This window comes from Embleya sp. NBC_00888 (genome assembly GCF_045207655.1).
Taxonomy (GTDB): Bacteria; Actinomycetota; Actinomycetes; order Streptomycetales; family Streptomycetaceae; genus Embleya.
Window position 1 is genome coordinate 4,585,712 of sequence record NZ_CP108784.1, and the last position, 25,934, is coordinate 4,611,645.

Consider the following 25,934-nt stretch of genomic DNA (forward strand, 5'->3'; position numbering starts at 1 on the left):
GCCCCGGGAAGGGGAAGACCCGGGGCCTTCGTGGGTATGACGGGCGGCGGTCGGCCCGGTCAGGCGGTCGGGCGCCGGCGCCGGGTGAGCACGATCGTGGTGGTGAGGAGCAGGACGAGTCCGGCCGCGCCGACCACGAGGGCGGGGGTCTGCGCGGAGCCGTCGGTCCCGGGGAGGGCGGCCGACAGTCACGCGGCCGGCGTCGGGTCCGGTGTCGTGGAGATGCGGAGCGCCGCGACGAAATCCTTGTACAGCTCGTCCGTGGCCAGGAGTTGGTCGTGGGTGCCGGTGGCCCGGAGCCGGCCGCCGTCCATCAGCAGGATGCGGTCCGCGTCCACCACGGTGGACAGCCGGTGCGCGATGGTGACCACGGCGCCGTGCTCGGCCACCCCGCGCATGACGCCGTGGGCGGCGGCCTCGGTACGGCCGTCGAGTTTCGAGGACGGTCCGGTCGCCACGAAACACGGTCTCTCCCACACGATCACGGGCCCGGTCGCCCCACACGAGCCGCCGAAATCCCCGATTATGGCGCAACCGGCCGGTCGGCCTGCCGTCGCGGCGCACGCCGTGGCGCGCCGCTCCACGCCACATCGAGTCGCCGACTCGGCGGCCCGTGCGCGCCGGCCGCGGTCCCCGTCCGCGCGGGGTTCTACCGTGACGCCATGACAGCGTTGAGCCATGACCGCCGGTGCGCCGAGATCGTCGCCCAGATCGACCTGCTGCGCGCCACCATCGACGGCGCGGACCTGACCGTCCCGGTCCCCTCGTGTCCGGGCTGGAACGTCGGCCAGTTGCTCCGGCACCTCGGCGGCGGGCAGCGCTGGGCCGAGGAGACGGTCCGGACCCGGGCGACGGGCCCGCTCTCCGACGAACACTTCCGCGACCTGTCCGCGTACACCCACGAGGACCCCGCCGTACTGGGACCCTGGCTCGCCGAGGGCGCCGAACGCCTCGCCGCCACCCTCCGCGAGGCCGGCCCGGACGCCGAACTGTGGACCCCGATCGCCGGCGGCACCACGGCGTTCTACGCCCGCCGCTTCACCCACGAGACGGTCGTCCACCGCGCCGACGCGACGTTGGCCCTCGGCGCGAAGTTCACCCTCGACCCCGAGGTCGCCGGCGACGCCGTCGACGAGTGGATGGAACTGGGTTCGCTGCCCTTCCACTTCGAGGTCCACCCATGGATGCGCGAACTCCTCGCTCCGGGCCGCACCATCCACCTGCACGCCACGGACGTCGCGGACGCCGAATGGGTGGTCGACCTGACGGGCGACCGGATCGCTTGGCGGCGAGCGCACGAGAAGGCGGCCGTCGCCGTCCGGGGACCGTTGGTCGACCTGCTGCTGGTCACCTACAAGCGCCTTACGCCCGCCGAGGCCGAGGTCGAAATCCTCGGCGACGCCGAACTCCTCGACTTCTGGCTGGACCGGGTCGATTTCGGCTGAGCGGTAGGCCCGGTCGGCCCGGCCCGGTCAGCCCGGTCAGCTTGGTCCGAGGTGCGCGGTCGCGACGAACCGCGCTTGTCGCCGGGCACGTTCCAGACCCGTGCGGCGCCGTTCGGCGAGCTCCTCCGGCGACATCAGATACGACCCGACGACCCTCGTCGCCTCCAGTACGGGCGGGTCGTCGACGGGAGCGGGCGGCACGAAGTCCCGCCACCCGCCCGGCCGCGCGGCCGGCCCGCGAGGCCCGCTCGGGCGAGCGGTGCGCTCGACCTCGACATCGTGTGGGCCGTTCGGATCGGGACGGCTCGATCGCAGCGCCCAGGCGAGTACACGCACGACAACATTCACCAACCCCACGTGCTCATCGCGTCCCTTCGGGGCACCACCTCGGGAACCCCGGACGCGCGGACCATGTACGGCATATCGGCGCCGCCGGCCCGAACCATGAGCGGCGGACCCCCGCCGAGCCCGACGCACGTCTCGGCCGGCCCGACCGGTCACCCCCGGCGGGGGTCGGGAAAGCGCGCCGACGCCCGGGCGAAGGCGCGCATGTCACCCGCGTCCTCAGTAGGCGATGCGGTCGGACTTCGCCAGCCACGCGTCGAAGGGGGCCGTGCGGTGCGGCAGGTCCAACTGCTCGACCCGCGTCGGCCACATCGACTTGGGCTTCTTCTCGAACAGGTCGTAGAACTTGCGGTCGTCGAAGCCGGCCACCGCCGCGTCGTGCCGATCGGCGGCGTAGACGATCCGGTCCACGCGGGCCCACAGGGCGGACGAGAGGCACATCGGACACGGCTCACACGAGGTGATCAGGACGCAGCCCTCGAGCGAGAAGACGTCCAGTTGCCTGCAGGCGGCGCGCATCGCGCTCACCTCGGCGTGTGCCGTCGGGTCCAGGGTCGCGGTGACCTGGTTGTGCCCGATCGCGACGACGACGTCCTCCTTGGCGACCAGTGCGCCGAACGGACCACCACCATTGGTCACGTTGTCGGTGGCCAACCTGATCGCCTCGTCCATCCAGGCGCGCTCGAGGTCCCGGATGCTCGTTCCTTGGGTGTGCGTGGTCACGGTCACTCCTAGCGACGGTGTGGGGATCCCCCGGATGCGCTGTCGACGCGGAACACCGCACGCACCGGGGTGACAAGTGGGCCCGCGGGTGCCGCCCCGAGTTCACCTCGGCCGGCGACACCCGCGGGAGTTCGTTACGGCCGGACGCCGCAGATGTGCTCCGGCGCGACCGGAGTGTGGGTCAGGTTCAACCCCGTCGCGTTGCGGATGGCGTTCACGATCGCCGGGGTCGCGGAAATGGTGGGCGGTTCGCCGACCCCACGCACCCCGTACGGCGAGTTCGGGTCGGCCCTTTCGATCACGTCCACCGTCATCGGCGGCATGTCCACGATGGTCGGGATCAGGTAGTCGGTGAACGAAGCGTTGCGGATCTTCCCGTCCTCGACCTGGATCTCCTCCATCACGGCCAGGCCGAGCCCCTGCGCGGAACCACCGTGGATCTGCCCGACGACGGCGTCCGGGTTGATCGCCTTGCCGACGTCCTGCGCGCAGTCCAACTGCACGACCTTGACCAGACCCAATTCGGTGTCCACGTCCACCACCGCCCGGTGCGCGGAGAAGGCGTGCTGGACGTGCACCCGCGGGCTCTGCCCGCTCACCGGGTCCAACTCGTACGTCCGCAGGTGGTGGTATTCCCTGGTCTCCTCGATCACGTCGTCACCGAGCACGTCGACGAGATCGGCGAGGACACCGGTGACTGCGGAGACGACCTTGCCCCCGACCAGCGACAGGTCCCCGGGCTTCTCGCCGAAACGCCGGGCGACCCGCTCGAAGAGCACCTCGCGGACGGCCTCACACGCGTTCTTGACGGCGCCGCCGGTGATGTAGGTCTGTCGGGAAGCCGAACTCGACCCCGCGTCGCCGACGTTGGTGTCGTTCGGGTGGATGTTCACCCGCTCCACGCCGAGTTCGCTGCGGGCGATCTGCTGCTGCACGGTGATCAGACCCTGCCCGACCTCGGCCGCCGCGGTGTGCACCATCGCAACCGGGTTGCCGGCGATGGCCTGCAACCGCACCCGCGCCGTGGAGTAGTCGTCGGCGCCTTCCGCGTAGGAGATGTTCTTGATGATCACGCTGTAGCCGACGCCCCGAACGACACCCTCGCCGTGCGTGGTGTTGGCCGCGCCGCCCGGCAGTTCCCGGACGTCCACCGGTCCGCTCCGGTCGTCCGGCGGCAGCGGGATGTTTTCGACCCGTTCCAGCAACTCGGCGACCGGCGCGGGGTAGTCCAGCACCTGCCCGGTGTGCAGGGTCGAGCCCTCCTCGACGGCGTTGAGCCGGCGCAACCGCACCGGGTCCATGTCCAACGCCTTGGCGAGTTTGTCCATCTGGGACTCGTAGGCGTACGCGGGCTGCACGGCGCCGAGGCCACGCATCGCGCCGCACGGCGGGTTGTTCGTGTACAGGCCCCAACCCTCGATCCTGACGTTGGGTACCTCGTACGGCCCGATCCCCAACGACGTGGCGTTGCTGACCACGACCGGGGTCTTGGAGGCGTACGCGCCGCCGTCGAAGTACATCCGCGCCCGGACGTAGACGAGCCTGCCGTCCTTGGTCGCGCCGTGCTCGTAGTACATCTTCGCCGGGTGCCGATGGACATGCCCGTAGAAGGACTCCTCCCGGCCGTAGACCATCTTCACCGGCCTGCCGGTGCGCAGTGCCAACATGCAGCAGTGGATCTGCATGGACAGGTCCTCGCGGCCGCCGAAGGCACCGCCGACGCCGGACATGGTGAAGCGCACCTTCTCGACCGGGAGCCCGAGCGCCCGCGCCGTCTGCCTCTGGTCCACGTGCAGCCACTGGGTGGCGATGAACAGGTCGACCCCGCCGTCCTCGGCCGGGATGGCCAAGCCGGACTCCGGTCCCAGGAACGCCTGGTCCTGCATGCCCATGGTGTACACATCGGACACCACGACGTCGGCCTCGGCCTCCGGATTGCCCCGGACGATCGGCTGATAGCGCACCACGTTGCCGCCGGGGTGCAGCCTGGGCAACGTGTCGTCGTGCGCGGCCCGTTCCGGGTCGGTGATCGGCTCGAGCACCTCGTACTCGACCACGATCCTCGCCAGCGCGCGCCGGGCCGTCTCGGGGTGATCGGCGGCTACCAGGGCCACCGGTTCGCCCTGGTAGCGCACGATGCCCTCGGCCAGCACGGGCGTATCGGCGACCTTCAGGCCGTAGATGTTCTCACCGGGGACGTCCTCGTGGGTCAGCACCGCGTACACACCGGGGTGCCCGAGCGCGGGACCGATGTCGATCGACGTGATCCGCGCATGGGGATGCGGACTCCGTAGTGTCGCCCCCCAGAGCATGTCCTCCGCCCACAGATCCGACGAGTAGGCGTACTGTCCGCGCACCTTGAGCGTCCCGTCCGGCCGCAGTGGGCTGTCGCCGATGCCACCACGGATCAACTCGTCGAGGTCCTGCGGCGTACGAGCGGGAGAAGTCTGTTCGGTCATCAGGAAAGTCCCCCACGGTCTGGACACTCGGCAACCAGAGTTCGGTCGGAGTGAGTCGAATCGGCCCGCATGGCAGGCAGTTTTCCGATGCCCGCGACTCGCGCGGGAAATGCCGCGGTTTCCCGCCGATCGCGGTGCGCTGCACCTACGAGAAGTACACAGTCACCCGACCGGAGCCAACCAGGGGTGGAAGAAATGAAAGCGCCCACACCCCGCGAGGGGCTATTCGTAGACTCCTACAAGAGCCACCCGCCCACATCCCCCACCACCGACCAGGGCTTTCCCCTTCACCCCGGTGGCCCCCACCACGCGCAAGAACCCCCACCCCGCGCGAACGGCCGGATCCGCACACCCCCGACGCCGCCGAGCGCCGCCCACCCCAGCCGCCCACCCCCGGCGCGTCAGCGCCCCCGACCCGCGCCCACCCAGGTGATCGACGCGCGAAGCGCGGAGAGCGGCGGAGCCGCAGGTGTGGCCCGGAGCGAAGCGGAGGGACACGCCGTCCCGAGCGAGGGGCCGCCTTTTTTCTCGGAGGAGCTTGCGGGGGAGAGAAAAAAGGTGGTGCCTCGCGAGCCGGCGACGAAGTCGCCCGACCAGGCAGGAGCTTGCGGGGGAGAGAAAAAAGGTGGCCCCTCGCGAGCCGGCGACGAAGTCGCCCAAAAAGAAGAGACCCGCTCTCCTCGCCGGACAGAGGCGATTGCGCCGCGAAAGCCGGTCTGACCTGCGACAACGGGTGTGAAGGTGCGACGGACAGCCCAGCGGCCCGCGCATGGCCCATGATCATGGTCGTCGGGGCTGCTGGCAGGACCCAAGAGCTACGTGTTGTCGCTTCAAGCCGCTGACGTGTGCGAGGGAAGAGCTAGGGGAGCGACTTCGTCGCCCTCACCCATGGATTACCCCACCGCCGTCTTCTGTCCGATCGGGAAGGGGCTTGCGGCGCGGGGCAGGACGATTGCTGAAACATTCGGATGTTTCAGCAATCCTTTGATTCGCGGTTGCCGGACACCCCGGACACCCACAGTCCAGGGTGTCCGGAGCGTCTTCCCAGGTCAGAGCATGTGACCGGACAGTCGGACACGCGGGACAAGGACCGACCTAGTCCAGCGCTGCGGAGCGCTCGGCGAGGCCGACCAGTTCCGGCGGCGCTGTGCGCCCGGCAATCAGGGTCAGTTCGCGAATGGCGGCACGTGACGCGGTGTGGCTGCGGACGGTTTCCGGAGCAAGTTCTTCGGCGCGAAGCAGGTACTCGACAGCTTCGCCGACGTGTCGTCGCTGGGCATGGGCGCGGCCAAGGTCCATCAGGAGCCGTGACCGACGTTCGGGGGACAGCGCTTCGGCATTGATGCGAGCGCCGATGTCCAGCGCTTCGCCGGCGTCGCCGAGTTCTACGGCTGTCGACACGGCTTGGATTTCCACGTTCGTCGGGCCGAATTCAAGATTGAAGTCGTTGCGGTCCGCCCCGATGCGCCGAGCCACGGATCGCGCTTCGCTGATCTCTGCACGGGCCTGGTCACGGTTGCCGGAACGAGCATGGACCAACGCCAGGATCAAGCGGAGCGATCCCAGCACGGACAGCCCTTCCGGCACGGACAACGCGTCTTCACCGTGCGTCTCCAGTGCCCGGACAGCGGTTGTTGCGGCGTGCTCGGCTTGGTCCAACCGCTTTAGCCTCACGAACGCCTGAGCAAGACGGTAGATGCCGGCGAACACCGGCAGCACATCACCGGACTGCTCGGCAGCACGAATGGCGCGGTCGGCAGCGATCCACGCGGCATCGGCTTCGTCCTGGCGAACGAACGCCGCTGCCAGCGCCTGGTAGACACGGGCAAGCAGGGCGTGCAGCGCGGGCCGGTCGGCGGTGGCCGCGGTTCGCACCGCCGCTTCCAGGCGATCGACCAACGGCCCCACCTGAGCGCTGAGTTCTGCGAACCTCGCGGTGTGGGTGAGTTCCCACAACACGTCTACCTGGTGACTCAAATCGGCGAGCGAGGTTCGCTCAGTCGCTGCCGCCCTGCCTGCCAGCAAGGCGCCCAGTGCCGGATGACCGGAGATTGTCAGGCGCGCGGCATCGAGATCGTTCGGTCCCTCCGGCACCGTGGGTGGCGGTACCGACGCCACCGGAGCATCAGGGTTGAGCGCTTGGACCGAGACGCCAAGCGCGTCGGCCAGCAGTTGTAGGACATCGAGCCGCGAAACGGGCTGTACGCCGCGCTCGACCTGGGACACCCAACTTGGTGTACGACCGACCGCGGTCGCCAATTCCGTCTGCTTGATGCCGCGTTGCTTCCGGAGCGCTGCGACCCGCGCCCCGAAAGCCTTGCGCTCATCATCAGACGCCACCGGCCACCTCCCCTTGTACAACACCCTTGCCGTCCACGGACTCCAGGAAGTCCACTTCGACGGCGTCGATGTACTGCTCACGAGCAGCAAGGAACCGCCGGACGTGCGGCTGTTGCTCGTGCCGATCGAAGGCGGCCCGGTCCGCATACAGCTCGTAGAACATCCGCTGAAGCGGCTGCCCCTCCACGGTGTGACTCACATAGATGAGCGTCCCGGGTTCGAGTTCCCGGATGCCGACCAAGGTCTCTGCCACCAGGGCGTCAAAGGCTTCCACTGCCGCTTCGTCGCGGGCAGTGAAGCGCACGTTCAGGCCGAAGGCCACGTTTCGCTCCTCTCACAGGGCAACAGCCAGTCTCACACGCTCGTTGTTTTCCTGCGACTAGCAGTTTCTCTTGACTCGCAGTTTTTCTGTGAGTACGTTCGCAGTGTTGCTTCATCTACTGAAGCGGCGCAGAGCACTGTGCGACCTGCCAGGGAAGGCGGCTTCGGCCGTACGCCCGTAAGCGCCGGGACAGCTCGGTCCTTGAGAACTCAACAGTGTGACGAATGAGATCGAAACGAGTGCTTTTGGTCCTCGATGCGCGGTACGAACACGCGCGTCGGGGGTCACGGCCACTCGTCTCTCAAGACGGGGCACACCGATGTGTGCCGGGGCGCCCGACGACTTGCCGGAAGGCGGGCGCCCCGTGGGTCGCAACTCCGATGCAGGGAGTACGACCGTGAGAACCATTGTGAACGGCCGTTTGGCCGTGACGAGCTTCGAGTTCACCGAGTTGGCGCTTGGCGTCGACGCGGAGCTGTTCACCGGGGTCGACGGGGAGTCCGCCGAAGAGCGGGCCGCCCGGGTCGACGCCGCGCACGACATCCTGACCGCGCTGTGGCGCGAGGACCCCGAGTTGGCCGCCTACGCCGCGCAGTTGCTCGGCGAGGCGCCCCGGGTTCTGGCCATGCCGCGCCGGTTCGTTGCTCGGCGGTGGGCCGCGTGAGCGCCGATCCGGGCACGTTCGCCGCCGTCGGCTTCTCGCTCTACGCCGCGCACATGGTGGGTGACCACTGGGTGCAGACGGATCGGGAAGCACTGGGCAAAGGTGCGGCCGGTTGGTCGGGCCGCTTCTGGGCCGCGCGGCACGTCGCGTCGTTGACGGCGGTCAAGGTGCTGTTCCTCGCCGCCGTGTGGCTGGTGTTCGCGTTGCCGCTGAACCCGTTCGCGGTGGTCGTCGGCCTGGTGGTCGACGCGTTGTCGCACTGGTGGGCGGACCGCAGGCACACCCTCGCCAGGTTGGCCCGGCGGGTCGGCAAGGGCACCTGGTGGGAACGCGATCCGCAGGCGCCGTACCTGCTCGATCAGTCCTGGCACATCGGGTGGCTGTTCGTCGCCGCCCTGATCGTCACGGGGGTGACGTCATGACCGACACCGTCTACTCGATGCGCGCCGGCCGACAGCTCGACAAGGCCAAGGTCGCCGAAGCGCAGGCCGCCGCGCAGGCCAAGCAGGCCGCATCGGCGCTCGCCCAGGCCGAAGCCGCCGCAAGGATCGCCGCCGTTCAGCGCGACGCCGAGCGCACCGCACGGGAGGGCGCCGAGCAGGACAAGGCGGCTGCCCGCGCTGCCCGGAATCTTCGGTGGCGCAAGCGCCTGGACGCGGTTCTCGTTCGCCGTGACTTCGTGATGGTCACGGCGATGATGGCCGCTTCGGTGGGCACCGCGTGGCCCGCTCAGATGTCGTTCTATCTCGCGCTCGGCATGAATCCCGCGCTCGCCGTGCTGGTCACGTCGATGTCCGAGGGCGCTGCGTGGGCTGGTGCTGCGATGGCGTCCAAGGCGATCGAGTCCGGCCGCCCCGCCGGGCTGTACCGGGCGATTACGTGGGGTTCGGCGCTCGCCGCCGCGGCGTTGAACGTGGCGCACACGTACCACCGGAGCATCCCGCTGGCGATTGTGCTCGGGATCGCGTCGATGCTCGGCGTGCTGCTCTGGGAGTCCTACGCACACAGCCAGGCCGAGCACGCAGGCGGGAAGACCGGCGCGCAACTGCGCGCCGACCTGTACCGCACTGCGCGGTTCCGCCGGGTGAGTCGACGCATGCGCGACCTGCTCGCCGCGGTGCCCGGGTTGACGGAGGACGCGGCGTGGATCGTGGCGTGGCGCGGCGTTCACGGTGCCGACCCCGGTGTCACTCGCCGCACCCTCAAGCGTCACCACAAGGCCGCCCGACGGGTTCGTGAACTCCTCGCCGAAGCACCGGACCTGCTGACCGAACCGGTCGCGTTGTCGGTCATGCAGACGCCGACCGCCACGCTCGCCGACGTCGCCCCGGGCGGGTCCGTGCTCGACTCCGACGAGGCCGTCCGGGACGCGCTCATCCTCGCGTTCGACTCGGCGCGGCCGGTCGCCGAACTGCTCGGCAAGATTCGTTCGACTGCCCCGACTCACGGGGAGCAGTCGACCCCTGATCAGCACATTTCCACACAAAAGGTTTCATGCGAGTCGGGTGTGGGTCGGTCGACCGGTGCGCGTCCGCGCAGGTCGACCGGCAAGGTCCCGACGGCGGCGAAGTCGACGGGGCGAACGCGCTCGACTGATGAACTGCTGGATGAGGCGCGGAAGTTGACCGCCGGGTGGCCGGTCGACCGGCTGACCGGTGAGGCGGTCCGTAAGGCGGTGCGCACGTCGTCGGCGAACGGCCGGACGTTGCGGGACGCGTTGCTCGCCGAGCGAACCGCCGCCGGGCTGCACCTGGTGGTCGACGGCTCGCAGGCCGGTGCGTCGTGACGGCCCCCGCTCTGCGGATTCTCTCGCTCTGCGCCGGGGTGCAGTCGACCGCCGTTCTGCTGCTGGCCGCCGAGGGCCGCATCCCCACCTACGACTACGCGGTGTTCGCCGACACCGGGTGGGAGCCCCCGGAGATCGGCGCCCACCTCGACAGGCTTGAACGCGAGGTCGCCCGACCGGCGGGCATCCCGCTCCTGCGGGTTCGGGCCGAGGCAGGCAACAGCAACCGCGCGAGCGGGAACCTGCGCACCGACTCGCTCGACCCCGCCGGGTGGATGCGCATCCCGGTCTTCGTCCCCGACCGCACCGGGACCGGCGCGGCGATGGCCCGGCGCCAATGCACCGAGGAATACAAGGTCAAGCCCATCAAGACCGCGATCCGCAAGTTGCTGGGCTACCCGCACCCACGGCCCGTTCCGCGCGGGGTGTTCGCCGAGCAGGCCATCGGAATCAGCCGCGACGAGATCGGCCGCGCGAAGGACGCGCCGGTGAAGTACCTGCGCAACGTGTTCCCGTTGCTCGACCTCACCGGCGCCGCCGACGGCCGCACCGGCTGGACCCGCAACGACTGCACCCGCTACCTCACCGCCCAGGGCTGGGGTGCCACCCGCAAGAGCGCCTGCATCGGCTGCCCGTTCCACGGCAACGCCGCATGGCGCGACATGCGCGATAACCACCCCGACGAATGGGCCGACGCCATCGCGTTCGACCGCGAACTACGCACGGTGAAACTGCGCGGCATCAAGGGGACCCCCTACCTGCACCGCAGCCTGCTCCCCCTCGAACAAGCCCCCATCGACCGCGTCACCCGCGGCGAATGGCGCAACCGGCAGGTCGACATCTTCGACGCCGTCGCCGACCAGCTCGAAGACGGCGAACCCGACGGCTGCTCACCCTGGACCTGCCGATCCGGCGCTCCCGAAGCCGCCTGACACCACCACACGTACAGCGCCACCGCCTGATTCGTGCGGGCACCGGCCACGCCTGGCAGCTTTCGCCGGTGCCCGCTCTCCACCCTTAAGAGGAGAGGTTCAGCATGACGCACGACACCTTCGACGGTCCCGACTTCGAGGACCACGAACCCGACCGCGACGACGACACCCCGCCCGGCGGCGAGGTGATCCCGTTCAAGCAGCGCGAGAGCGTCGACCCGGACGCCGAAACTCGCGCCGACCCCGACCCCGACCCGATCGAGGACGACGCCGACACCGTCCCGGTACCGGTCGACCCGCCCGGTCGCGAGCGGCCGACATGGAACGAGTCGGTGCGCGGCGAGCAGCGCCGGGACGTGCTTCCCGCGTGGCTGCGTTCGCGTGAGGCGTTGCGTGAGCAGGCGCGGTGGGTCTTCGACCACTACCGGCACGTGTTCGCGTTCCACGCTGTTCGGACCCCGGTGTACGCCGGGACGCTCGCGGTGCGTTCCCCGCTCGGCGCGGCGCGCCTGGTGGGCCGTGCGTTCCGGTGGGTGGGCGACGCCGATGCTCGGCCGGTGCGGGCGGAAGCGATCCGCAAGGCCGACGCGAACGAGTATCTGAAGCTTGCCAAGCACCGCGACGGCAAGGCGCGGTTGCGCGGGACCATCCTCGCCGCGGCGTGCCTGTGCGTGAGCGTGCTGTTCACCGCGCTTGTGCTCGCCGGTCCGACCTGGGCTCTGCTCGTGACGCTCGCGGGGGTCGTGGCCGGGTTGGGGTTCGCCGGCGCCCCTGAGGATCGGCCGGTGATCGGCCCGTCGGTGGTCAAGCCGCAAGTGCAGAAGCTCACCAGCCACTTCGTGCTCCGGGCGCTGGGAGCGCTCGGCATCGCGGAGATCAACAAGGCGATGGCCAAGGGATGGGGTGGCAAGGCGTTCGTCGCCCCGATCACCCGGGACGGCCCCGGGTGGCGCGCGGATGTGGACCTTCCGTACGGGGTGACCGCGGTCGACATCATCGAGCGTCGCGACCGTCTTGCGTCCGGCCTGCGCCGGCCGCTGGGGTGTGTGTGGCCGGAACCGGCGTACGACCAGCACACGGGTCGGCTGGTGTTGTGGGTGGGCGACCAGGACATGTCGCAGGCCGCGCCCGCAGTGTGGCCTCTCGCGACGTCGGGTTCGGTGTCGCTGTTCAAGCCGATCCCATACGGCACCGATCAGCGCGGGCGCACCATCCTGCTGAACCTGATGTACGCGAACATGCTGATCGGCGCGATGCCCGGCATGGGCAAGACGTTCGCCCTGCGCATCGCGCTGCTCGCCGCCGCGTTGGACGTCACGGCCGAGTTGCACGTGTGGGAACTCAAGGGCACCGGCGACCTGTCGCCACTGGAGAAGGTGGCCCACGCCTACGGATCGGGTGCGGACGACCCGACCATCGCCGGGTCGATGGACTCGATCCGCTACGTGTACACCGAGCTTGAGCGCCGCGCCAAGGTCATCTCGGGTCTGCCGCGCGACGTGTGCCCGGAGAACAAGGTCACCCCGGAACTCGCCGCCAGGAAGCGGCTGCGCTTGCACCCGCTCGTGCTCGCGGTGGACGAGTGCCAAGAGCTGTTCACGCACGAGAAGTTCGGCAAGGAGGCCGACACCAAGCTCACCGCGATCATCAAGCGCGGCCGGGCGCTGGGCATCATCCTCCTGCTCGCCACCCAACGCCCCGACAAGGACTCGCTGCCCACTGCGATCAGCGCCAACGTGGGCATCCGGTTCTGCCTCAAGGTCATGGGCCAGACCGAGAACGACATGGTGCTCGGCACGTCGTCCTACAAGAACGGGCTGCGGGCGACGACGTTCACGCTCAAGGACCGGGGCATCGGCTACCTGGTGGGCGCCGGTCCCGAAGCACAGACCGGCCGCTCGTTCTACGTCGACAACCCCGGCGCCGACAAGGTCTGCGCCCGCGCCAAGACCGCGCGCATCGCCGCCGGAACCCTCACCGGCCAAGCCGCGGGGCAAGCCCCCGAGGTCGACCCCACACGCGGCTTCGACCTGCTCGCCGACATCCTCGCCGTCGTCCCGTCCGGCGAACCGAAGATGTGGAACGAACTGGTGGTCGACCGCCTCACCGAGCTTCGACCCGACGTCTACGGCCCGTGGGCCCTGCTCGACGGCAAGGCCAAGGCCGCACAGCTCACCACCGCGCTCAAGCCGCACGGCGTCAAGACCAAGCAGATCTGGGGGAACGCCGACGACGGCGGAAGCCCCAACCGGGTCGGCATCGTCCGCGACCACATCACCACCGCGATGACCAAGCGTGACGAGAAGCCGAGCGCGGGCTGACCGTCGAACGTCACTAGGTCTAGTGGGGCAGCCCACTAGACCTAGTGACCCCCCTAGCGATCCATATCAGCGCTGATCAGCGCACTAGTCCCTAGCACCGCCATGCCCGAAACCGCGAGAAACGCCTCTGGAGGCACTTTCATGCCCCTCGCCGCGCTCGTCTTCCTCGCCCTGACCGCCTACGCCATCGGTTACAGCGTGTTGTGTTTCTTCAGCCCGTTCGGAGCGTGCCGACGGTGCGAGGGCACCGGCAACCACATCTCGTGGTGGGACCGGCGCCGGGCCGCGAACGGCACGTCGAGCAAGCCCAAGCGCCGCAGCATCCGCAAGCCGTGCCGCCGCTGCAAGGGCACCGGCGCGCGGCTGCGGATCGGCCGCCGCATCCACAACCACGCCCGGCGCTTGCACGCGGACGGCACCCGCTGACCCACGCTCCTCCGACCACCCGTCAGGAGACCAGCCATGACCACTCTCGCCGCCGGTGGCTCCACCGTCGTCATCGGCCTGCCCGTGATTCTGCTCGCCGCCGCGTTCCTCCTGCTCGCCGGGAACAAGGCGCCCAAGCTCGCCGGGTTCTGCCTGTTCGTCGCCGGAGTCAACCTCTCCGCCACGGCGTTCGCCGCCTCGCTCAACGACTCCACCGGGGCGTTCGTCGCGGGCGCCATCGACGCCTTCACCTCCGCCATCGGCTGAACGGAGACACGCATGCGCATCGGTCGCTGGTTCATCTATCGCGTCCACCGCGAAGTCCGCGTTGAACGCGGCGCCGACCCGAACTGCCGTGAGTGTGACGGGCTCGGCGGCTGGTTCGTCGCTCACGACGTCTACCCGGAGCCCGATCTCGACGTCTGCCCGTGCAACGACGGGCCGCGTATCCGCATCCCTCTTGGCCGCCGCACCCGCACCGCGTACAGCACCGAACCGCCGTTCTAGTCCCGCCCCGGGGCGACCGTCTTCCGGCAAGTCGCCGGCCGCCCCGGGCTCCCGAACCACAACAAGGAAACAGGAGACATCCAGCATGACAGAGCCCATCCGAGAGCTGTCCGTCCCGAACGGGCCGATCAACACGGGGCCGCTCGGCATCCCCCGCCAGAGCACCGCCGAGAATCGCGCGCTCCTGTGCCGCATCCTGACCGACGCCGGCGTGGAACTCGGCACGTACGACCGGCTCATCGTGGACTGGCTCGGCGACTGGGACAGCCCCACCGTCCTGACCGTCGCCTCGCTCATCGCCCGCGCCGCGGACCCCAACGGTCAGTCCGAGACGTACCGCACGCTCGCCGACGCCATCACCTCGACCATGGCCTACCCGGACGACTGGGACGGCGATGCCCCCGAACACGTCCGCCTCGCCGAGTACGTCGCCACCCTCGCCGAGTACTTCGGGCGCACCGAGTGAACGCCGCGATCGGCCCGCGCGTCGGGTCGCTGTGCACGGAAGGCGGCCTGGACGACGCCGTGTTCCGTCTGCTCCTCGCCGACCAGGACGCGCACCACCTGGCGGCCTGACCACTTCCCAAGCATCACCGTGACCGGCCGCCCCGCCGGCGGCCGGTCACACCCCGAAGGACACCGGAGGGACACCATGACCCGACCGAACCCGACCCTGAAGGCCGCCGCGCTCACGCTCGCCGAGCGTGGGTGGCACGTCTTCCCGCTCGTCCCGAACGGCAAGAAGCCTGCCGTGGCCGGTTGGCAGGAGCGCGCCACCACCGACGCCGAGCGCATCGCGCGGTGCTGGGACCACGGCGCGTACAACATCGGCCTCGCCACCGGGCCCACGCGGCTGCTGGTGGTCGACCTGGACAAGCCCAAGACCGACACCGACGTCCCGCCCGCCGAGTGGGCCGAGCAGGGCGCCACCGACGGCGCCGACGTGTTCGCCCTGCTCGCTCTGACGGCCGAACAGCCCTACCCCGGTGACACGTTCACCGTCGGCACGCCGACCGGTGGGCAGCACCTGTACTACCTCGCGCCCGACGGGATCGACTTCCGCAACACCGCGGGCAAGCTCGGGTGGAAGGTCGACACCCGCGCGGTCGGCGGCTACGTCGTCGCCCCCGGCAGCCTCATCGACGGCGCCCCGTACGCGATCCTCAACGACACCGCGCCTGCTCCGCTCCCGGAATGGCTCGCCGAACTCCTGCGACCCGCACCGCTGCCCCCGCAGGAACCGGTGATGATCCCGGTCGCCATCGACCGGCGCACCGCCTACCTGAACGCGGCCGTGAACGGACAATTGGACAAGATCCTCAAATCGCCGGAGCACGGGCATAACATCGCGCTCTACCACTCGGCTGTCGCGCTGGGACAGCTCGTCGCCGGCGGCGAACTCTCCGAGTCGGACGTGACCAACCGGCTGATGTCCGCCGCGCTTCAAGTTGGTCAACCCGAACGCGAGGCCCGGGGCACCATCCGGTCCGGCCTCGCCAAGGGCCGCGCCCGGCCGCGCACGGTCGCCGCATGACCGCCGTCCCGCATCCGGCTCTGGCCGAGCACCTGCGCGCCGTCCCCACCTCGGACGACGGCGCGCAGGTGCCCGCGGCACCGGCCAGGATCAAGACCGCGTGGACCGCCGACGAACTCATGGGCATGGACTTCCCCGAACCGCGCTGGGCAGTTCCCGGGATCTTGTGCGAGGGCGTGAGCCTGTTGTGCGGTCCGCCGAAGGTCGGCAAGTCGTGGATGTCGCTCGGACTCGGGTTGTGCGTCGCTGCCGGCGGCCTCGCGTTCGACACCATCCCGGTCGACGGCGGACCCGTCCTCTACCTCGCCCTTGAGGACACCGCCCGACGGCTCCAATCGCGCATGGGCAAGCTCCTCGCCAGTCGCCCGGCGCCGCACGGGCTGACGCTCGCGACGTCGTGTCCGCCTCTTCCCCAGGGCGGAAGCGAGGCCATCGCGAACTGGCTGGAGCGCCACCCGGACGCGCGCATGGTCGTCATCGACGTGTTCGCCAAGATGCGCGGCAACAGCGCGCCCGGAGCGTCCGCCTACGACGCCGACTATGCCGCCGTCGGCCGCGCCAAGGCCCTCGCCGACCACTTCGGCGTAGCCGTCGTCCTGGTCCACCACGTGCGCAAGGCGGGCAGTGACGACTTCCTCGCCGAGGTGTCCGGCACCAACGGACTCGCCGGCGCCGCGGACGCCACACTCGTCCTCAAGCGCGCCCGTGGGCAGGCCGACAGCATCCTTCACGTCACCGGCCGCGACGTGGACGAAGCCGAATACGCCCTGTCCTTCAAGCCCGAAACCGGCGCATGGCAGCTCCTCGACGGACCGGCATCCGATCACACGATGGGCGACACCCGCGCGGTCATCCTGCGCCACGTCCGCGCCAACCCCGGCGCCCGGCCGAAGGACATCGCCGCCGCGCTGCCCGACGTCGACCCCGACACCGTGCGCCGCACCTGCTCGCGCATGGCCGACGCCGGACAACTTACGAAGGACCCCGGCGGCCGGTACTACCCGGACACCGCCACACGGACAGCCACCGGCCCGGAGGTGTCCGAGCTGTCCGGGTGTCCGGTCACCCCACCTGACCTGCGCACCCACCCCGGACAGCTCGGATACGACCTGTCCGGACTGTCCGGCAACGACGAAAGCGAGGGCAAGTGAAGCGACCCGCACCGCTGAAGCTGCCGGAAGTGCTTGAGGAGATCGGCATCTCCCGCGCCGCGTTCTACCGCATGCGCGCTCGCGGAGAAGCACCCGCGATCACCCCTCTGCCCAACGGTCACCTCCGAATCCACCGCGCCGACCTCGACGCCTGGTGGGCCGGCCTCAAGAAGTCCGCCTGACCTGCTACCGCCGGGGCGTGGCCACCCGCCGCGCCCCGGCGCCATTCTCGGGGAGAACACCGCATGCCCACCCCTTCGTTCGACGTCCGGATCTGGGCCGTTCGCAACCGCAACGGGCGCAAGACGGCTGAGGTCCGGTGGCGGGTCGGCGCCGAAGAGTTCGGGTCGACGCACGCCAACAAGACCATGGCCGACGGACGTCGCGCAGACCTCATCGCCGCCATCAACCGCGGTGAGCCGTTCGACGCCGAATCCGGGCTGCCCATGTCCGAGGTCCGCGCCATCGAAGCCGCGCGCACCGAAGTCACCTGGTATGCCCACGCTCGCGACTTCATCGAGATGAAGTGGCCGCGTAGCTCCGCCAAGAGACGCATGTGCCTTGTCGTCGGCCTGTCGACGGCGACGGTTGCCCTGACCGCCAAGGACGCCCGTGCGCCCGAACCTAAGCAGCTCTATCAGGTGCTCTACCTGTGGGGGTTCAACGTGCACCGATGGAAGCAGGAGCCGCCCGCAGAAGCCCGCGAAATGCTCGCGTGGATCGAGGCCAACTCACTGCCGGTCCGCAGCCTCGAAAGGGCCGAATCCGTGCGGGCGGTGCTCGGCGCCATGTCGGTGCGATTGGACGGCAAGCGCGCCGCCGCATCCACGTTCATCAACAAGCGGGCGGTCTTCCGTACCGCGGTCGGCTACGCGATCGAGAAAGAGCGCCTGGACCGCAACCCGCTCGACAAGGTCTCGTGGGAACGCGATGACGACGACAACCAGGTCGAACCTGCCTGTGTGGTCAACCCCACTCAGGCGCACGCCCTCTTGGCGCGGGTCTACGCACAGGGCAAGCGCGGAAGGCACTTGGCCGCGTTCTTCGGCTGCATCTACTTCGCGGGCATGCGATGCGCCGAGGTCGTCAAGCTCCGCACCGACCAATGCACCCTGCCCAAGCGCGGATGGGGGGAGCTGCGCCCCTGCAAGTCCGGTCCGCGCGTCGGCACCGCGTGGACCGACAGCGGTGACGCGCACGACGACCGCGGGCTCAAGTCTCGCGCCCGGTCGGCATCGCGCTCGATCCCCATCCCACCCGAGCTTGTTGCCATGCTCCGGTGGCACGTCTACCGCTACGGGACGGCTCCCGATGGCCGGCTGTTCCGCAGTGCCGTCGGTGGCCTTGTCCAGGACAAGGCGTACCGCCTGGAGTGGGCCAAGGCCCGGGAGCAGGTGTTGACGCCCGCACAGGTGGCCTCACCGCTCGCGAAACGGCCGTACGACCTGCGGCACGCGTGCGTTTCCCTGTGGCTCAACTCAGGTGTCGCACCGACCGAGGTCGCCCGCCGGGCCGGACAGAGCGTCGATGTGCTGCTGAAGGTCTACGCCAAGTGCATCGACGGCACGGTGAAGCAGGACAACGACCGGATCTCGGCGACCTTGAAGGCGTGGAAGACGCCAAAGTCCTGACGTGGCCCGCGCATGGCCCGCAAGCGCTGGTCAGCACGCGAATCAGGGTGAGACAGAGCGAGACAAGCCAGGCTTTTGCGGCATCTCGGCTTCGGGGCTGTCGACCCGAGTGAAATCGCAGGTCACGTTGGATTTCCCGAGGTCAGGAGTGCGCCTCCCGGCCTCGGGAAATCCGGACAAAAGAAGAGACCCGCTCTCCTCGCCGAAGAGCGGGTCCCTATTCGCGGTCTCCGCAGGTCGAACCCTCATACGACCTGCTCGTTCGTGGGCCGAACCCTCATACGGCCCACCATCCGCGGTCCGTGCCCCTGGCGCACCTCAGGGCAGAGCGCGCCAGGGGACGATTTATTACCCGCGCAGCCCCGAGGCTTCGCGAGCGAGCTTTTCCACCCGCGCCCAGTCGCGCGAGGCGACCGCGTCCGCGGGAAGCATCCAGGACCCGCCGACGCACGCCACGTTCGGCAGCGCCAGGTAGGTCGGGGCCGAGGCCGGGGTGATTCCGCCCGTCGGGCAGAACCGCACGTCCGGCACCGGCGAGGCCAGCGACTTCAGGTACGGCGCGCCGCCCGAGGCCTCGGCCGGGAAGAACTTCATTTCCCGGACCCCGAGTTCGCGCAGCCGCAGTACCTCGGACACCGTCGACGTCCCGGGCAGGAAGGACAGCCCGGTGTCCACCAGCGCCCCGTACAGCGTCTCGGTGCAGCCCGGCGTGACCAGGAAGCGCGCGCCGGCCTCGGCCGCCGCCTTCGCCTGATCCGGCGTCAGGACGGTACCGGCGCCCACGAACGCGCCCTCGACCTCGGCCGCGATCCGCTCGATCGCGCCGAGCGCGGCCGGCGTGCGCAGGGTGACCTCGACGGCCGGCAGTCCACCCGCCACCAGCGCGCGCGCCAGCGGGACGGCCGACTCCACGTCGTCCACGATCACCACCGGGATCACCGGGGCCAGGTCCAGAGCGGACGTGCTCACGCCGCCACCTCCACGAGTCGAGTGCTGCGCGCGTCCAGCCACGCGGACGCGCCGCGCAGTGCCGGATGCGGGGCCACCACGAGTGCGGTGGAGATGCGGTGCAGGTACGGCGCCATCGTCGGGTTGGTCTCGAAGCCCATCCGGAACTCGCTCTTGAGCAGCACGTCGATGATCCGGGGCAGGATGCCGCCGGCCAGGAAGACGCCGCCGCGAGCGCCCATGGTCAGGGCCACCCCACCGGCGAACGTGCCGAGCAGTCGGCAGAAGGTCTCCACCGTCGCGACGCACACCTCGTCGCTGCCGTCCAGCGCGCGCGAGGAGATGTCCGCCGGGCTGAGCGCCTCGGCCGGGACTCCGCGCACCGCGGCCGTGCAGCGGTGCAGGCGACACAGTCCGGGGCCGGACAACACATGCTCGGCGGTGACCGTGCCCAGGCCGCCGCGCTCGTCGCGCAGCACCTCCAGGGCCGCGGCGTCCGGGCCGTGCGCCGGACGGAGCAGGACGTGTCCGCCCTCGCCCGGCAGCGGTACCCAGCCGCCGCCCGGGATCGGTACCAGACCGGCCACGCCGAGTCCGGTGCCGGGGCCGAGCACCGCCATCGGCAGCGTCGGGTCGGGCAGTCGGTCGCCGACCACGATCAGGTCGTCGCCCGCGAGGTGCGGCAGCGACAGCGCCAGCGCCTCGAAGTCGTTGATCAGATGCAGATCCGGGACGCCCAGCTTGACCCGGGTCTCCGCGATGGACAGCACCCACGCGCCGTTGGTCAGTCGGAACCGGTCGCCGTGTACGGGGCCCGCGACCGCCGCGCAGATCGCGCTCGGCCGGGCCGCGCCGGAGCGGTCCAGGTAGTCCTCGATCGCGGCGGCCAGGTCCACGTGGTCCTCGCTGCGCAGCCCGAGCACGTGTTCGGGCTGACCGCCCGGCTCGGAGACCACGGCGAAGCGCGCGTTGGTGCCGCCGATGTCGGCGACCAGCCACGGGCTGTCGGGGGTCGGCTGTGCCACGGTGCCACTCACGCCGTTCCCCCCGCAAAAGTCACAGCGTCGAAACCCACGGCCGCGACCGCGCCGAACACACCGGCGCCCAGGTCGGCCGGACCGACCCCGGCGCGCAGCGCGGTGAACAGTTCACGTCCCGTACCGATCCACTCGGCGTCGGTCGGGGCCGCGCCGGCGACCTCGCGCACGCTCAGGTCGGCCTCCGTCGTCAGCGTCCCCGCGACCGCGTCCACCGTCACGATGTCACCGTCGCGGATCCGGCCGATCGGGCCACCGGCCGCCGCCTCGGGCGTGCAGTGGATCGCCGCCGGGATCTTGCCGGACGCGCCGGAGAGCCGGCCGTCGGTGACCAGCGCCACGTGGTGGCCCCGGTCCTGCAGGACGCCGAGCGCGGGGATCAGCTTGTGCAGCTCGGGCATGCCGTTCGCGCGCGGGCCCTGGTAGCGCAGCACCGCGATCAGGTCGTGGTCGAGCTCGTTGTTCTCGAACGCGGCGAGGAACTCGGCCTGTCCGTCGAACACCCGCGCGGGCGCGGTCACCACGTGGTGCGACGGGTCGACCGCGGACACCTTGATCACCGCGCGACCGAGGTCGCCGTGCAACATCCGCAGCCCGCCGTCGGGCGCGAACGGCTTGTCGTACGGCCGCAGCACATCCAGGTCCAGGCTCTCGGTCGGGCCGTCCACCCAGACGATCGAGCCGTCCTCGGTGAGCTGCGGCTCGCGCCGGTACCGGTTCAGCCCGTCGCCCGCGACGGTGCGCACGTCCTCGTTGAGCAGCCCGCCGTCGAGCAGCGTGCCGATCAGGAACGCGGTGCCGCCCGCGGCGTGGAAGTGGTTGATGTCCGCCGGACCGTTCGGGTACATCCGGGTCAGCAGCGGGACCACGGTGGACAGCTCGGCGAAGTCGTCCCAGGTGAGCGTGATCCCGGCGGCGGCGGCCATCGCGACCAGGTGCAGCGTGTGGTTGGTCGAGCCGCCGGTGGCCAGCAGTGCGACGACCGAGTTCACCCAGGCCTTCTCGTCGAGCACCTCGCCGATCGGCGTGTACTCGCGGACCAGCGACGTCGGGTCGCCGAGCGAGGTGGTGGCCGCGACCCGGCGGCCCGCCTCGTCGGTCAGCGCCTTGCGCAGCGGCTGGTCCGGGTGCACGAAGCTGGCGCCCGGCAGATGCAGACCGAGCACCTCCATCACGAGCTGGTTCGTGTTGGCGGTGCCGTAGAACGTGCAGGTCCCGATGCCGTGGTAGGCGCCGGCCTCGGCGTCGAGCAGTTCCTCGCGGGAGACCTTGCCCTCGGCGAAGCGCTGCCGGACCCGGGCCTTCTCCTTGTTGGGCAGGCCGGAGGACATCGGACCGGCCGGCACGAAGATGGTCGGCAGGTGCCCGAAGGACAGCGCGCCGATCACCAGGCCGGGGACGATCTTGTCGCACACGCCGAGCATCAGCGCGCCGTCGAACATGTCGTGCGCGAGCGCCACGGCCGCCGCCATCGCGACCACGTCGCGGCTGAACAGGGAGAGCTCCATGCCCGCGCGGCCCTGGGTGATCCCGTCGCACATGGCGGGTACGCCGCCCGCGAACTGGGCCACGCCGCCCGCCTCGGCCACCGCGGCCTTGAGCTGCTCGGGGTAGGTGCGCAGCGGCTGGTGCGCGGAGAGCATGTCGTTGTAGGAGGAGACGATCGCCACGTTCGGCTTGACCGGGCCCTGGGGGCCGGTGCCGCGCAGCCCGAGCTTCTCGCTGGGCGAGCAGGCGGCGAAGCCGTGGGCGAAGTTCGCGCAACCGAGCTGACCGCGTGCGGGGGCCTCGGAGGCCGCCGCCCGGATCCGCTCCAGGTAAGCCGTACGAGTGGCGGCACTGCGGCGCGCGATGCGCTCCGTCACTGCGGCCACCGTCGGGTGGATCCTCTGCTCGCTCACGATCTTCGTGCCCCTGCTGTCGGCGGCTGCTCTGCCGGTTCGGGTACCAAACTAGGGGTACTTTTGCCTCTTGGCAAGCAAAAGAGTGACGCTCGGGTGTCGAAGTAGTGAACTTAGGGCTTTGACCGAGGGAAAGCTGCCCTGGTTCACTGGATGGCATGGCCCGACGCGCGAACCCCATTCCGCACAGCAGTGCAGGCGAGGTGCTTCGCCTTGTGCGTGAAGGGGATGCCGAGACCCGGGCGGACGTCGCCCGGCTGACCGGGCTGTCCCGATCCGCGGTGGCGGCCCGGATCGACGAACTGGTCGACGCGGGCCTGCTCGCCGAGCGCGCCGACGGTGTGTCCACCGGCGGCCGACCGCCGATCCGCCTCGAACTCAACCCCGACGGCGGCCTGGTGCTCGCCGCGTCGCTCGGCAGCAGCCGAGGTCAGTTGGCGGTCTGCGACCTGACCGGCCGGGTGTTGGCCAGCCGGGAGACCCGGATGGCCGCGCAGGGCGGACCGGACGCGGTGCTCACCGGACTGCCGGACTGGATCGACACGATGCTCGCGGAGGAGGGCTTCGACCCGGCGCGTGTGCGCGGGGTCGGGGTGGCCGTTCCCGGGCCGGTCGAGCTGGACACCGGGCGCGCGGCCGGCGCGCCGACGCTGCCCGGCTGGGACGGGGTGGCGATAGCCCCCACGCTGCAACGCCGGTTGCCGGTACCGGTGTACGTGGACAACGACGTGAACGTGATGGCGCTCGGCGAGTACCGGGCCCGGGCCGACGCGGGCGATCTGGTGTTCGTCAAGGCGTCCACCGGTATCGGCGCGGGCATAGTTGCCGACGGCAAGGTGTACCGCGGCGCACTCGGCGCGGCGGGCGAGATCGGGCACATCCCGGTCGCCGGCGGCACCGGCGTGCGGTGTTGGTGCGGCAATGTGGACTGCCTCGAAGTGCTGGCCAGCGGGCGGCACTTGATCGAGACGCTGGCCGCGCACGGGGCACGCTTCCCGGACGGTCGCGAGGTCTCCAGCGTGCGGGACGTGGTGGCCTTGGCGGCGGCCGGTCAGCCCGAGGCGGTCCGGCTCGTGCGCGAGTCGGGTCGCATGCTCGGCGAGGTGCTGGCGAGCGTGGTCAACGTGCTCAACCCGGCGGTCGTGGTGCTGGGCGGCGACCTGGCCGACGCGGGCGATCCGCTGCTCGCGGGCGTGCGCGAGGTCGTCTACAAGCGGTCCACCGCCGTGGCCACGCGTGAGTTGCGGATCGTGCCGAGCGTGCTGGGTGAGGCCGCGGGTCTGACCGGCTGCGCGTTCATGGCCCTGGATCAGATCCTCTCGCCCGACTCGGTGGACGCCACGCTCGCGCGGCTCGCGGGCCAGCGGTCGTTGCCGAGCGTGAATCGGGCGCTTCCGGCCTGAAGCCGGGCTCGGAGCCGGCCCGGATCCCGGCGAGACCCCGGCCGGAAGTGCGTTCCGAAGCCGGGCCCGAAAAGCGCGCCCCCCGAAGCGCGCCCCCGAAGCCGGGTCCGCAGCCCGCCCTGGATGCCCGGCCCGAGCCCCGCCCGAATCCGGGCCCTCTTCGTGCCCTCCACCACCCGCCGGACCGGCCGCGTGACGCGCCCACCCGGCCGCTTCCGCACGCCCGAAAGAGGATCCTCCGCGCAGGGAATGTTGAGAGGGCAACTATCGTTGAGGCGAGCAAGACCCGGGAAAGCCGGGACCGCACTCGTCCTCGAGGAGCAGGCCATGCCCGCCGTCACCGTTTCCAACCCGCTGGCCCTGCCGCGTCTGCCGGAACCCGGTCTCGACGCGCGGCCGCGTCCCGTACTCGCCGTCACCACCGCGCCGAGCGGTGTCGAGGGTGAGGGTTTCCCGGTGCGCCGCGCCCTCGCGGGGGTCAACCAGACCTACCTCGACCCGTTCATCATGATGGATCAGATGGGCGAGGTGGACTACGCGCCGGGTGAGCCCAAGGGCACCCCGTGGCACCCGCACCGCGGCTTCGAGACGGTCACCTATCTGATCGACGGCGAGTTCGTGCACCAGGACTCGGCGGGCGGCGGTGGTGTGATCACCGACGGCGACACGCAGTGGATGACGGCCGGCTCCGGCCTGCTGCACATCGAGGCGCCGCCGGAGGCGTTGGTGGCCAGTGGCGGTCTGTTCCACGGCATCCAGTTGTGGGTGAACCTGCCGTCCGCGCAGAAGATGACCGATCCGCGCTACCAGGACATCCGCGCGGGCGACGTCAAGCTGCTCGCGTCGGACGACGGCGGCGCGCTGGTTCGGCTGATCGCCGGCTCCGTCGGCGGCTTCGACGGTCCCGGCATCACCCACACCCCGATCACGTTGCTGCATGCCTCGGTCAATCCGGGCGCACGACTTTCGCTGCCCTGGAACAAGGACTACAACGCGCTGGTGTACGTACTCGCGGGTTCCGGTACCGTCGGCACCGATCGGCGACCGATCGAAACCGGCCGGCTCGCGGTGTTCGGTGCCGGGGACACGATCGACCTCCAGGCCGACACCCGGCAGGATTCGAACAAGCCCAACCTTGAGGTGATCGTCCTCGGCGGGCAGCCGATCGGCGAGGAAGTCGCCTGGTATGGCCCGTTCGTGATGAACACGCACGCCGAACTGGCGCAGGCGTTCGACGACTTCAAGGCCGGTCGGATGGGACGGATTCCGGCGGAGCGGATCTGACGGCAGATCAACAGTGGCCGAAGATCATCGGCGGGGCATCTGACGGGCCGTCAGAGCCCTTAGAGTGCAAGGGAATGCCTCGAAGGGGCGAGCGCTGGGCTACGCAACGCAGCCGAGCGGTCGCCCCTTGACGCTGTCCCGCCCACTGGCCACACTGAACAAGGTCAAATGGAACGTACCGGTTTGCCGCGCTATGAGCGCGGCCTGCGGAAAGAGGAGTGGAGCCGTCACCTCACCACCGTGAGCTCCGCCGCCGGGTCGAAGTGGCCCCGGTCGACGGGCGCGATGCGACACCGGACGAGAGGAGTCCGCGTATGTCCTGGCCCTCCCGGGTGGCACACGGCATCGGCGACGGTGACCGACGGCCGCCCCACGCTTCATATTTCGCCAATTCACCGACCGGTTCTCCGACGTTCGGTGTGGTCGTGACCGGTGTACCGCCGACGGGTGCCTCGGTGATCGGCGCACGGCTCGGTACGACCGAGCCCTGGGGGCCGTGATGGCCGGCGACTGGCGCAAGAAGTTCGTGGAGAGCACGGTCAAGACCCGTACCTCGTCCTCGAATTGGATCGCGCTCAAGATCGTTCACTCGAACGTGCTGACCATGCTCATCCTGGGCACCGCCGCGGTGTTCGCGGTGGTGCTGCACCTCAAAGGGCGCGCGCGCGACGGTGAGTTCTTCGCGATCGGGATAGCCGCGCCGTGGATACTGGCGGCATACCGGCACAGCCGCGCCTGCAAGCCGTGCCCACGTCAGTCGGGAGGGGGATAACAG

The 25,934-nt window shown here is 70.2% G+C and carries 26 protein-coding genes; 17 read left to right on the forward strand and 9 right to left on the reverse strand.

Annotation, left to right across the window (positions count from 1 at the left end):
- Nucleotides 1–59 precede the first annotated feature (59 nt).
- Nucleotides 60–188, reverse strand: coding sequence for an LPXTG cell wall anchor domain-containing protein (locus OG948_RS19205; protein WP_406300298.1), 129 nt, complete (start codon nt 186–188; stop codon nt 60–62).
- The gene (locus tag OG948_RS19210; protein WP_406297706.1) at nt 189–458 is read right to left on the reverse strand and encodes a hypothetical protein; all 270 of its coding nucleotides are present in this window, start codon (nt 456–458) and stop codon (nt 189–191) included.
- 204 nt (nt 459–662) lie between these two features.
- Between OG948_RS19210 and OG948_RS19215 the strand changes: the two genes are divergently transcribed.
- Nucleotides 663–1,445, forward strand: a complete 783-nt coding sequence (locus tag OG948_RS19215; protein WP_406297707.1) for a maleylpyruvate isomerase family mycothiol-dependent enzyme — start codon at nt 663–665, stop codon at nt 1,443–1,445.
- A gap of 564 nt (nt 1,446–2,009) precedes the next feature.
- Here OG948_RS19215 and OG948_RS19220 read toward each other — a convergent pair.
- The 4 genes from OG948_RS19220 to OG948_RS19235 all read right to left on the reverse strand — a co-directional run bounded on the left by OG948_RS19220 (nt 2,010) and on the right by OG948_RS19235 (nt 7,634).
- On the reverse strand, nt 2,010–2,513 hold the full coding sequence (locus OG948_RS19220; RefSeq protein WP_406297708.1) for a nucleoside deaminase: 504 nt from the start codon (nt 2,511–2,513) through the stop codon (nt 2,010–2,012).
- 134 nt (nt 2,514–2,647) lie between these two features.
- Nucleotides 2,648–4,972: a xanthine dehydrogenase subunit D gene (pucD, locus tag OG948_RS19225; RefSeq protein ID WP_406297709.1), complete on the reverse strand. Its 2,325-nt coding sequence runs from the start codon at nt 4,970–4,972 to the stop codon at nt 2,648–2,650.
- A gap of 1,095 nt (nt 4,973–6,067) precedes the next feature.
- A complete protein-coding gene (locus OG948_RS19230) occupies nt 6,068–7,336 on the reverse strand; it encodes a helix-turn-helix domain-containing protein (RefSeq protein WP_406297710.1) in 1,269 nt (422 codons plus the stop codon).
- Nucleotides 7,302–7,634 (reverse strand): putative quinol monooxygenase, encoded by a 333-nt coding sequence (locus OG948_RS19235; RefSeq protein WP_395782147.1) that lies wholly within the window; start codon nt 7,632–7,634, stop codon nt 7,302–7,304. Before OG948_RS19235 ends, OG948_RS19230 begins: the two co-directional genes overlap by 35 nt.
- Nucleotides 7,635–8,031: 397 nt before the next feature.
- Here OG948_RS19235 and OG948_RS19240 point away from each other — a divergent pair, with 397 nt between their 5' ends.
- The 13 genes from OG948_RS19240 (at nt 8,032) to OG948_RS19300 (ending at nt 18,586) form a co-directional block, all read left to right on the forward strand.
- Nucleotides 8,032–8,298 carry a hypothetical protein gene (locus tag OG948_RS19240; RefSeq protein WP_406297711.1) on the forward strand — a complete coding sequence of 89 codons (267 nt, stop codon included), beginning with the start codon at nt 8,032–8,034 and terminating at the stop codon, nt 8,296–8,298.
- On the forward strand, nt 8,295–8,720 hold the full coding sequence (locus tag OG948_RS19245; protein WP_406297712.1) for a DUF3307 domain-containing protein: 426 nt from the start codon (nt 8,295–8,297) through the stop codon (nt 8,718–8,720). Before OG948_RS19240 ends, OG948_RS19245 begins: the two co-directional genes overlap by 4 nt.
- The gene (locus OG948_RS19250; protein ID WP_406297713.1) at nt 8,717–10,084 is read left to right on the forward strand and encodes a hypothetical protein; all 1,368 of its coding nucleotides are present in this window, start codon (nt 8,717–8,719) and stop codon (nt 10,082–10,084) included. Before OG948_RS19245 ends, OG948_RS19250 begins: the two co-directional genes overlap by 4 nt.
- On the forward strand, nt 10,081–11,016 hold the full coding sequence (locus OG948_RS19255) for a hypothetical protein (RefSeq protein WP_406297714.1): 936 nt from the start codon (nt 10,081–10,083) through the stop codon (nt 11,014–11,016). The genes OG948_RS19250 and OG948_RS19255 overlap by 4 nt, the downstream gene beginning before the upstream one ends.
- 104 nt (nt 11,017–11,120) lie before the next feature.
- On the forward strand, nt 11,121–13,337 hold the full coding sequence (locus OG948_RS19260; RefSeq protein ID WP_406297715.1) for a cell division protein FtsK: 2,217 nt from the start codon (nt 11,121–11,123) through the stop codon (nt 13,335–13,337).
- 141 nt (nt 13,338–13,478) lie between these two features.
- Nucleotides 13,479–13,763 carry a hypothetical protein gene (locus OG948_RS19265; RefSeq protein WP_406297716.1) on the forward strand — a complete coding sequence of 95 codons (285 nt, stop codon included), beginning with the start codon at nt 13,479–13,481 and terminating at the stop codon, nt 13,761–13,763.
- A 36-nt stretch (nt 13,764–13,799) separates the two neighbouring features.
- Nucleotides 13,800–14,030, forward strand: a complete 231-nt coding sequence (locus OG948_RS19270; RefSeq protein WP_406297717.1) for a hypothetical protein — start codon at nt 13,800–13,802, stop codon at nt 14,028–14,030.
- 12 nt (nt 14,031–14,042) lie between these two features.
- A complete protein-coding gene (locus tag OG948_RS19275) occupies nt 14,043–14,270 on the forward strand; it encodes a hypothetical protein (RefSeq protein WP_406297718.1) in 228 nt (75 codons plus the stop codon).
- Between the two features lie 85 nt (nt 14,271–14,355).
- Nucleotides 14,356–14,736 carry a hypothetical protein gene (locus OG948_RS19280; RefSeq protein ID WP_406297719.1) on the forward strand — a complete coding sequence of 127 codons (381 nt, stop codon included), beginning with the start codon at nt 14,356–14,358 and terminating at the stop codon, nt 14,734–14,736.
- Nucleotides 14,737–14,922: 186 nt separating this feature from the next.
- On the forward strand, nt 14,923–15,804 hold the full coding sequence (locus tag OG948_RS19285) for a bifunctional DNA primase/polymerase (RefSeq protein WP_406297720.1): 882 nt from the start codon (nt 14,923–14,925) through the stop codon (nt 15,802–15,804).
- On the forward strand, nt 15,801–16,955 hold the full coding sequence (locus OG948_RS19290; protein WP_406297721.1) for an AAA family ATPase: 1,155 nt from the start codon (nt 15,801–15,803) through the stop codon (nt 16,953–16,955). Before OG948_RS19285 ends, OG948_RS19290 begins: the two co-directional genes overlap by 4 nt.
- Nucleotides 16,952–17,137, forward strand: coding sequence for a helix-turn-helix transcriptional regulator (locus OG948_RS19295; protein ID WP_406297722.1), 186 nt, complete (start codon nt 16,952–16,954; stop codon nt 17,135–17,137). The genes OG948_RS19290 and OG948_RS19295 overlap by 4 nt, the downstream gene beginning before the upstream one ends.
- Nucleotides 17,138–17,200: 63 nt before the next feature.
- Complete coding sequence (locus tag OG948_RS19300) at nt 17,201–18,586, forward strand: site-specific integrase (protein WP_402242151.1); 1,386 nt, start codon at nt 17,201–17,203, stop codon at nt 18,584–18,586.
- Nucleotides 18,587–18,934: 348 nt separating this feature from the next.
- Here the strand turns inward: OG948_RS19300 and eda are convergent, their stop codons facing one another.
- The 3 genes from eda to edd are packed head-to-tail and all read right to left on the reverse strand — an operon-like array spanning nt 18,935 to nt 22,457.
- The gene (eda, locus tag OG948_RS19305) at nt 18,935–19,555 is read right to left on the reverse strand and encodes a bifunctional 4-hydroxy-2-oxoglutarate aldolase/2-dehydro-3-deoxy-phosphogluconate aldolase (protein WP_402242148.1); all 621 of its coding nucleotides are present in this window, start codon (nt 19,553–19,555) and stop codon (nt 18,935–18,937) included.
- Nucleotides 19,552–20,571, reverse strand: coding sequence for a glucokinase (gene glk / locus OG948_RS19310; protein WP_406297723.1), 1,020 nt, complete (start codon nt 20,569–20,571; stop codon nt 19,552–19,554). The genes eda and glk overlap by 4 nt, the downstream gene beginning before the upstream one ends.
- Nucleotides 20,568–22,457, reverse strand: a complete 1,890-nt coding sequence (gene edd, locus OG948_RS19315; protein ID WP_406300299.1) for a phosphogluconate dehydratase — start codon at nt 22,455–22,457, stop codon at nt 20,568–20,570. Before edd ends, glk begins: the two co-directional genes overlap by 4 nt.
- Nucleotides 22,458–22,687: 230 nt before the next feature.
- Between edd and OG948_RS19320 the strand changes: the two genes are divergently transcribed.
- From OG948_RS19320 to OG948_RS19330, 3 genes are all read left to right on the forward strand, one after another.
- Nucleotides 22,688–23,875 carry an ROK family protein gene (locus OG948_RS19320; RefSeq protein ID WP_406297724.1) on the forward strand — a complete coding sequence of 396 codons (1,188 nt, stop codon included), beginning with the start codon at nt 22,688–22,690 and terminating at the stop codon, nt 23,873–23,875.
- Between the two features lie 327 nt (nt 23,876–24,202).
- The gene (locus OG948_RS19325) at nt 24,203–25,159 is read left to right on the forward strand and encodes a pirin family protein (RefSeq protein ID WP_402242146.1); all 957 of its coding nucleotides are present in this window, start codon (nt 24,203–24,205) and stop codon (nt 25,157–25,159) included.
- Between the two features lie 499 nt (nt 25,160–25,658).
- Nucleotides 25,659–25,931 carry a hypothetical protein gene (locus OG948_RS19330; protein ID WP_395867919.1) on the forward strand — a complete coding sequence of 91 codons (273 nt, stop codon included), beginning with the start codon at nt 25,659–25,661 and terminating at the stop codon, nt 25,929–25,931.
- Nucleotides 25,932–25,934 lie beyond the last annotated feature (3 nt).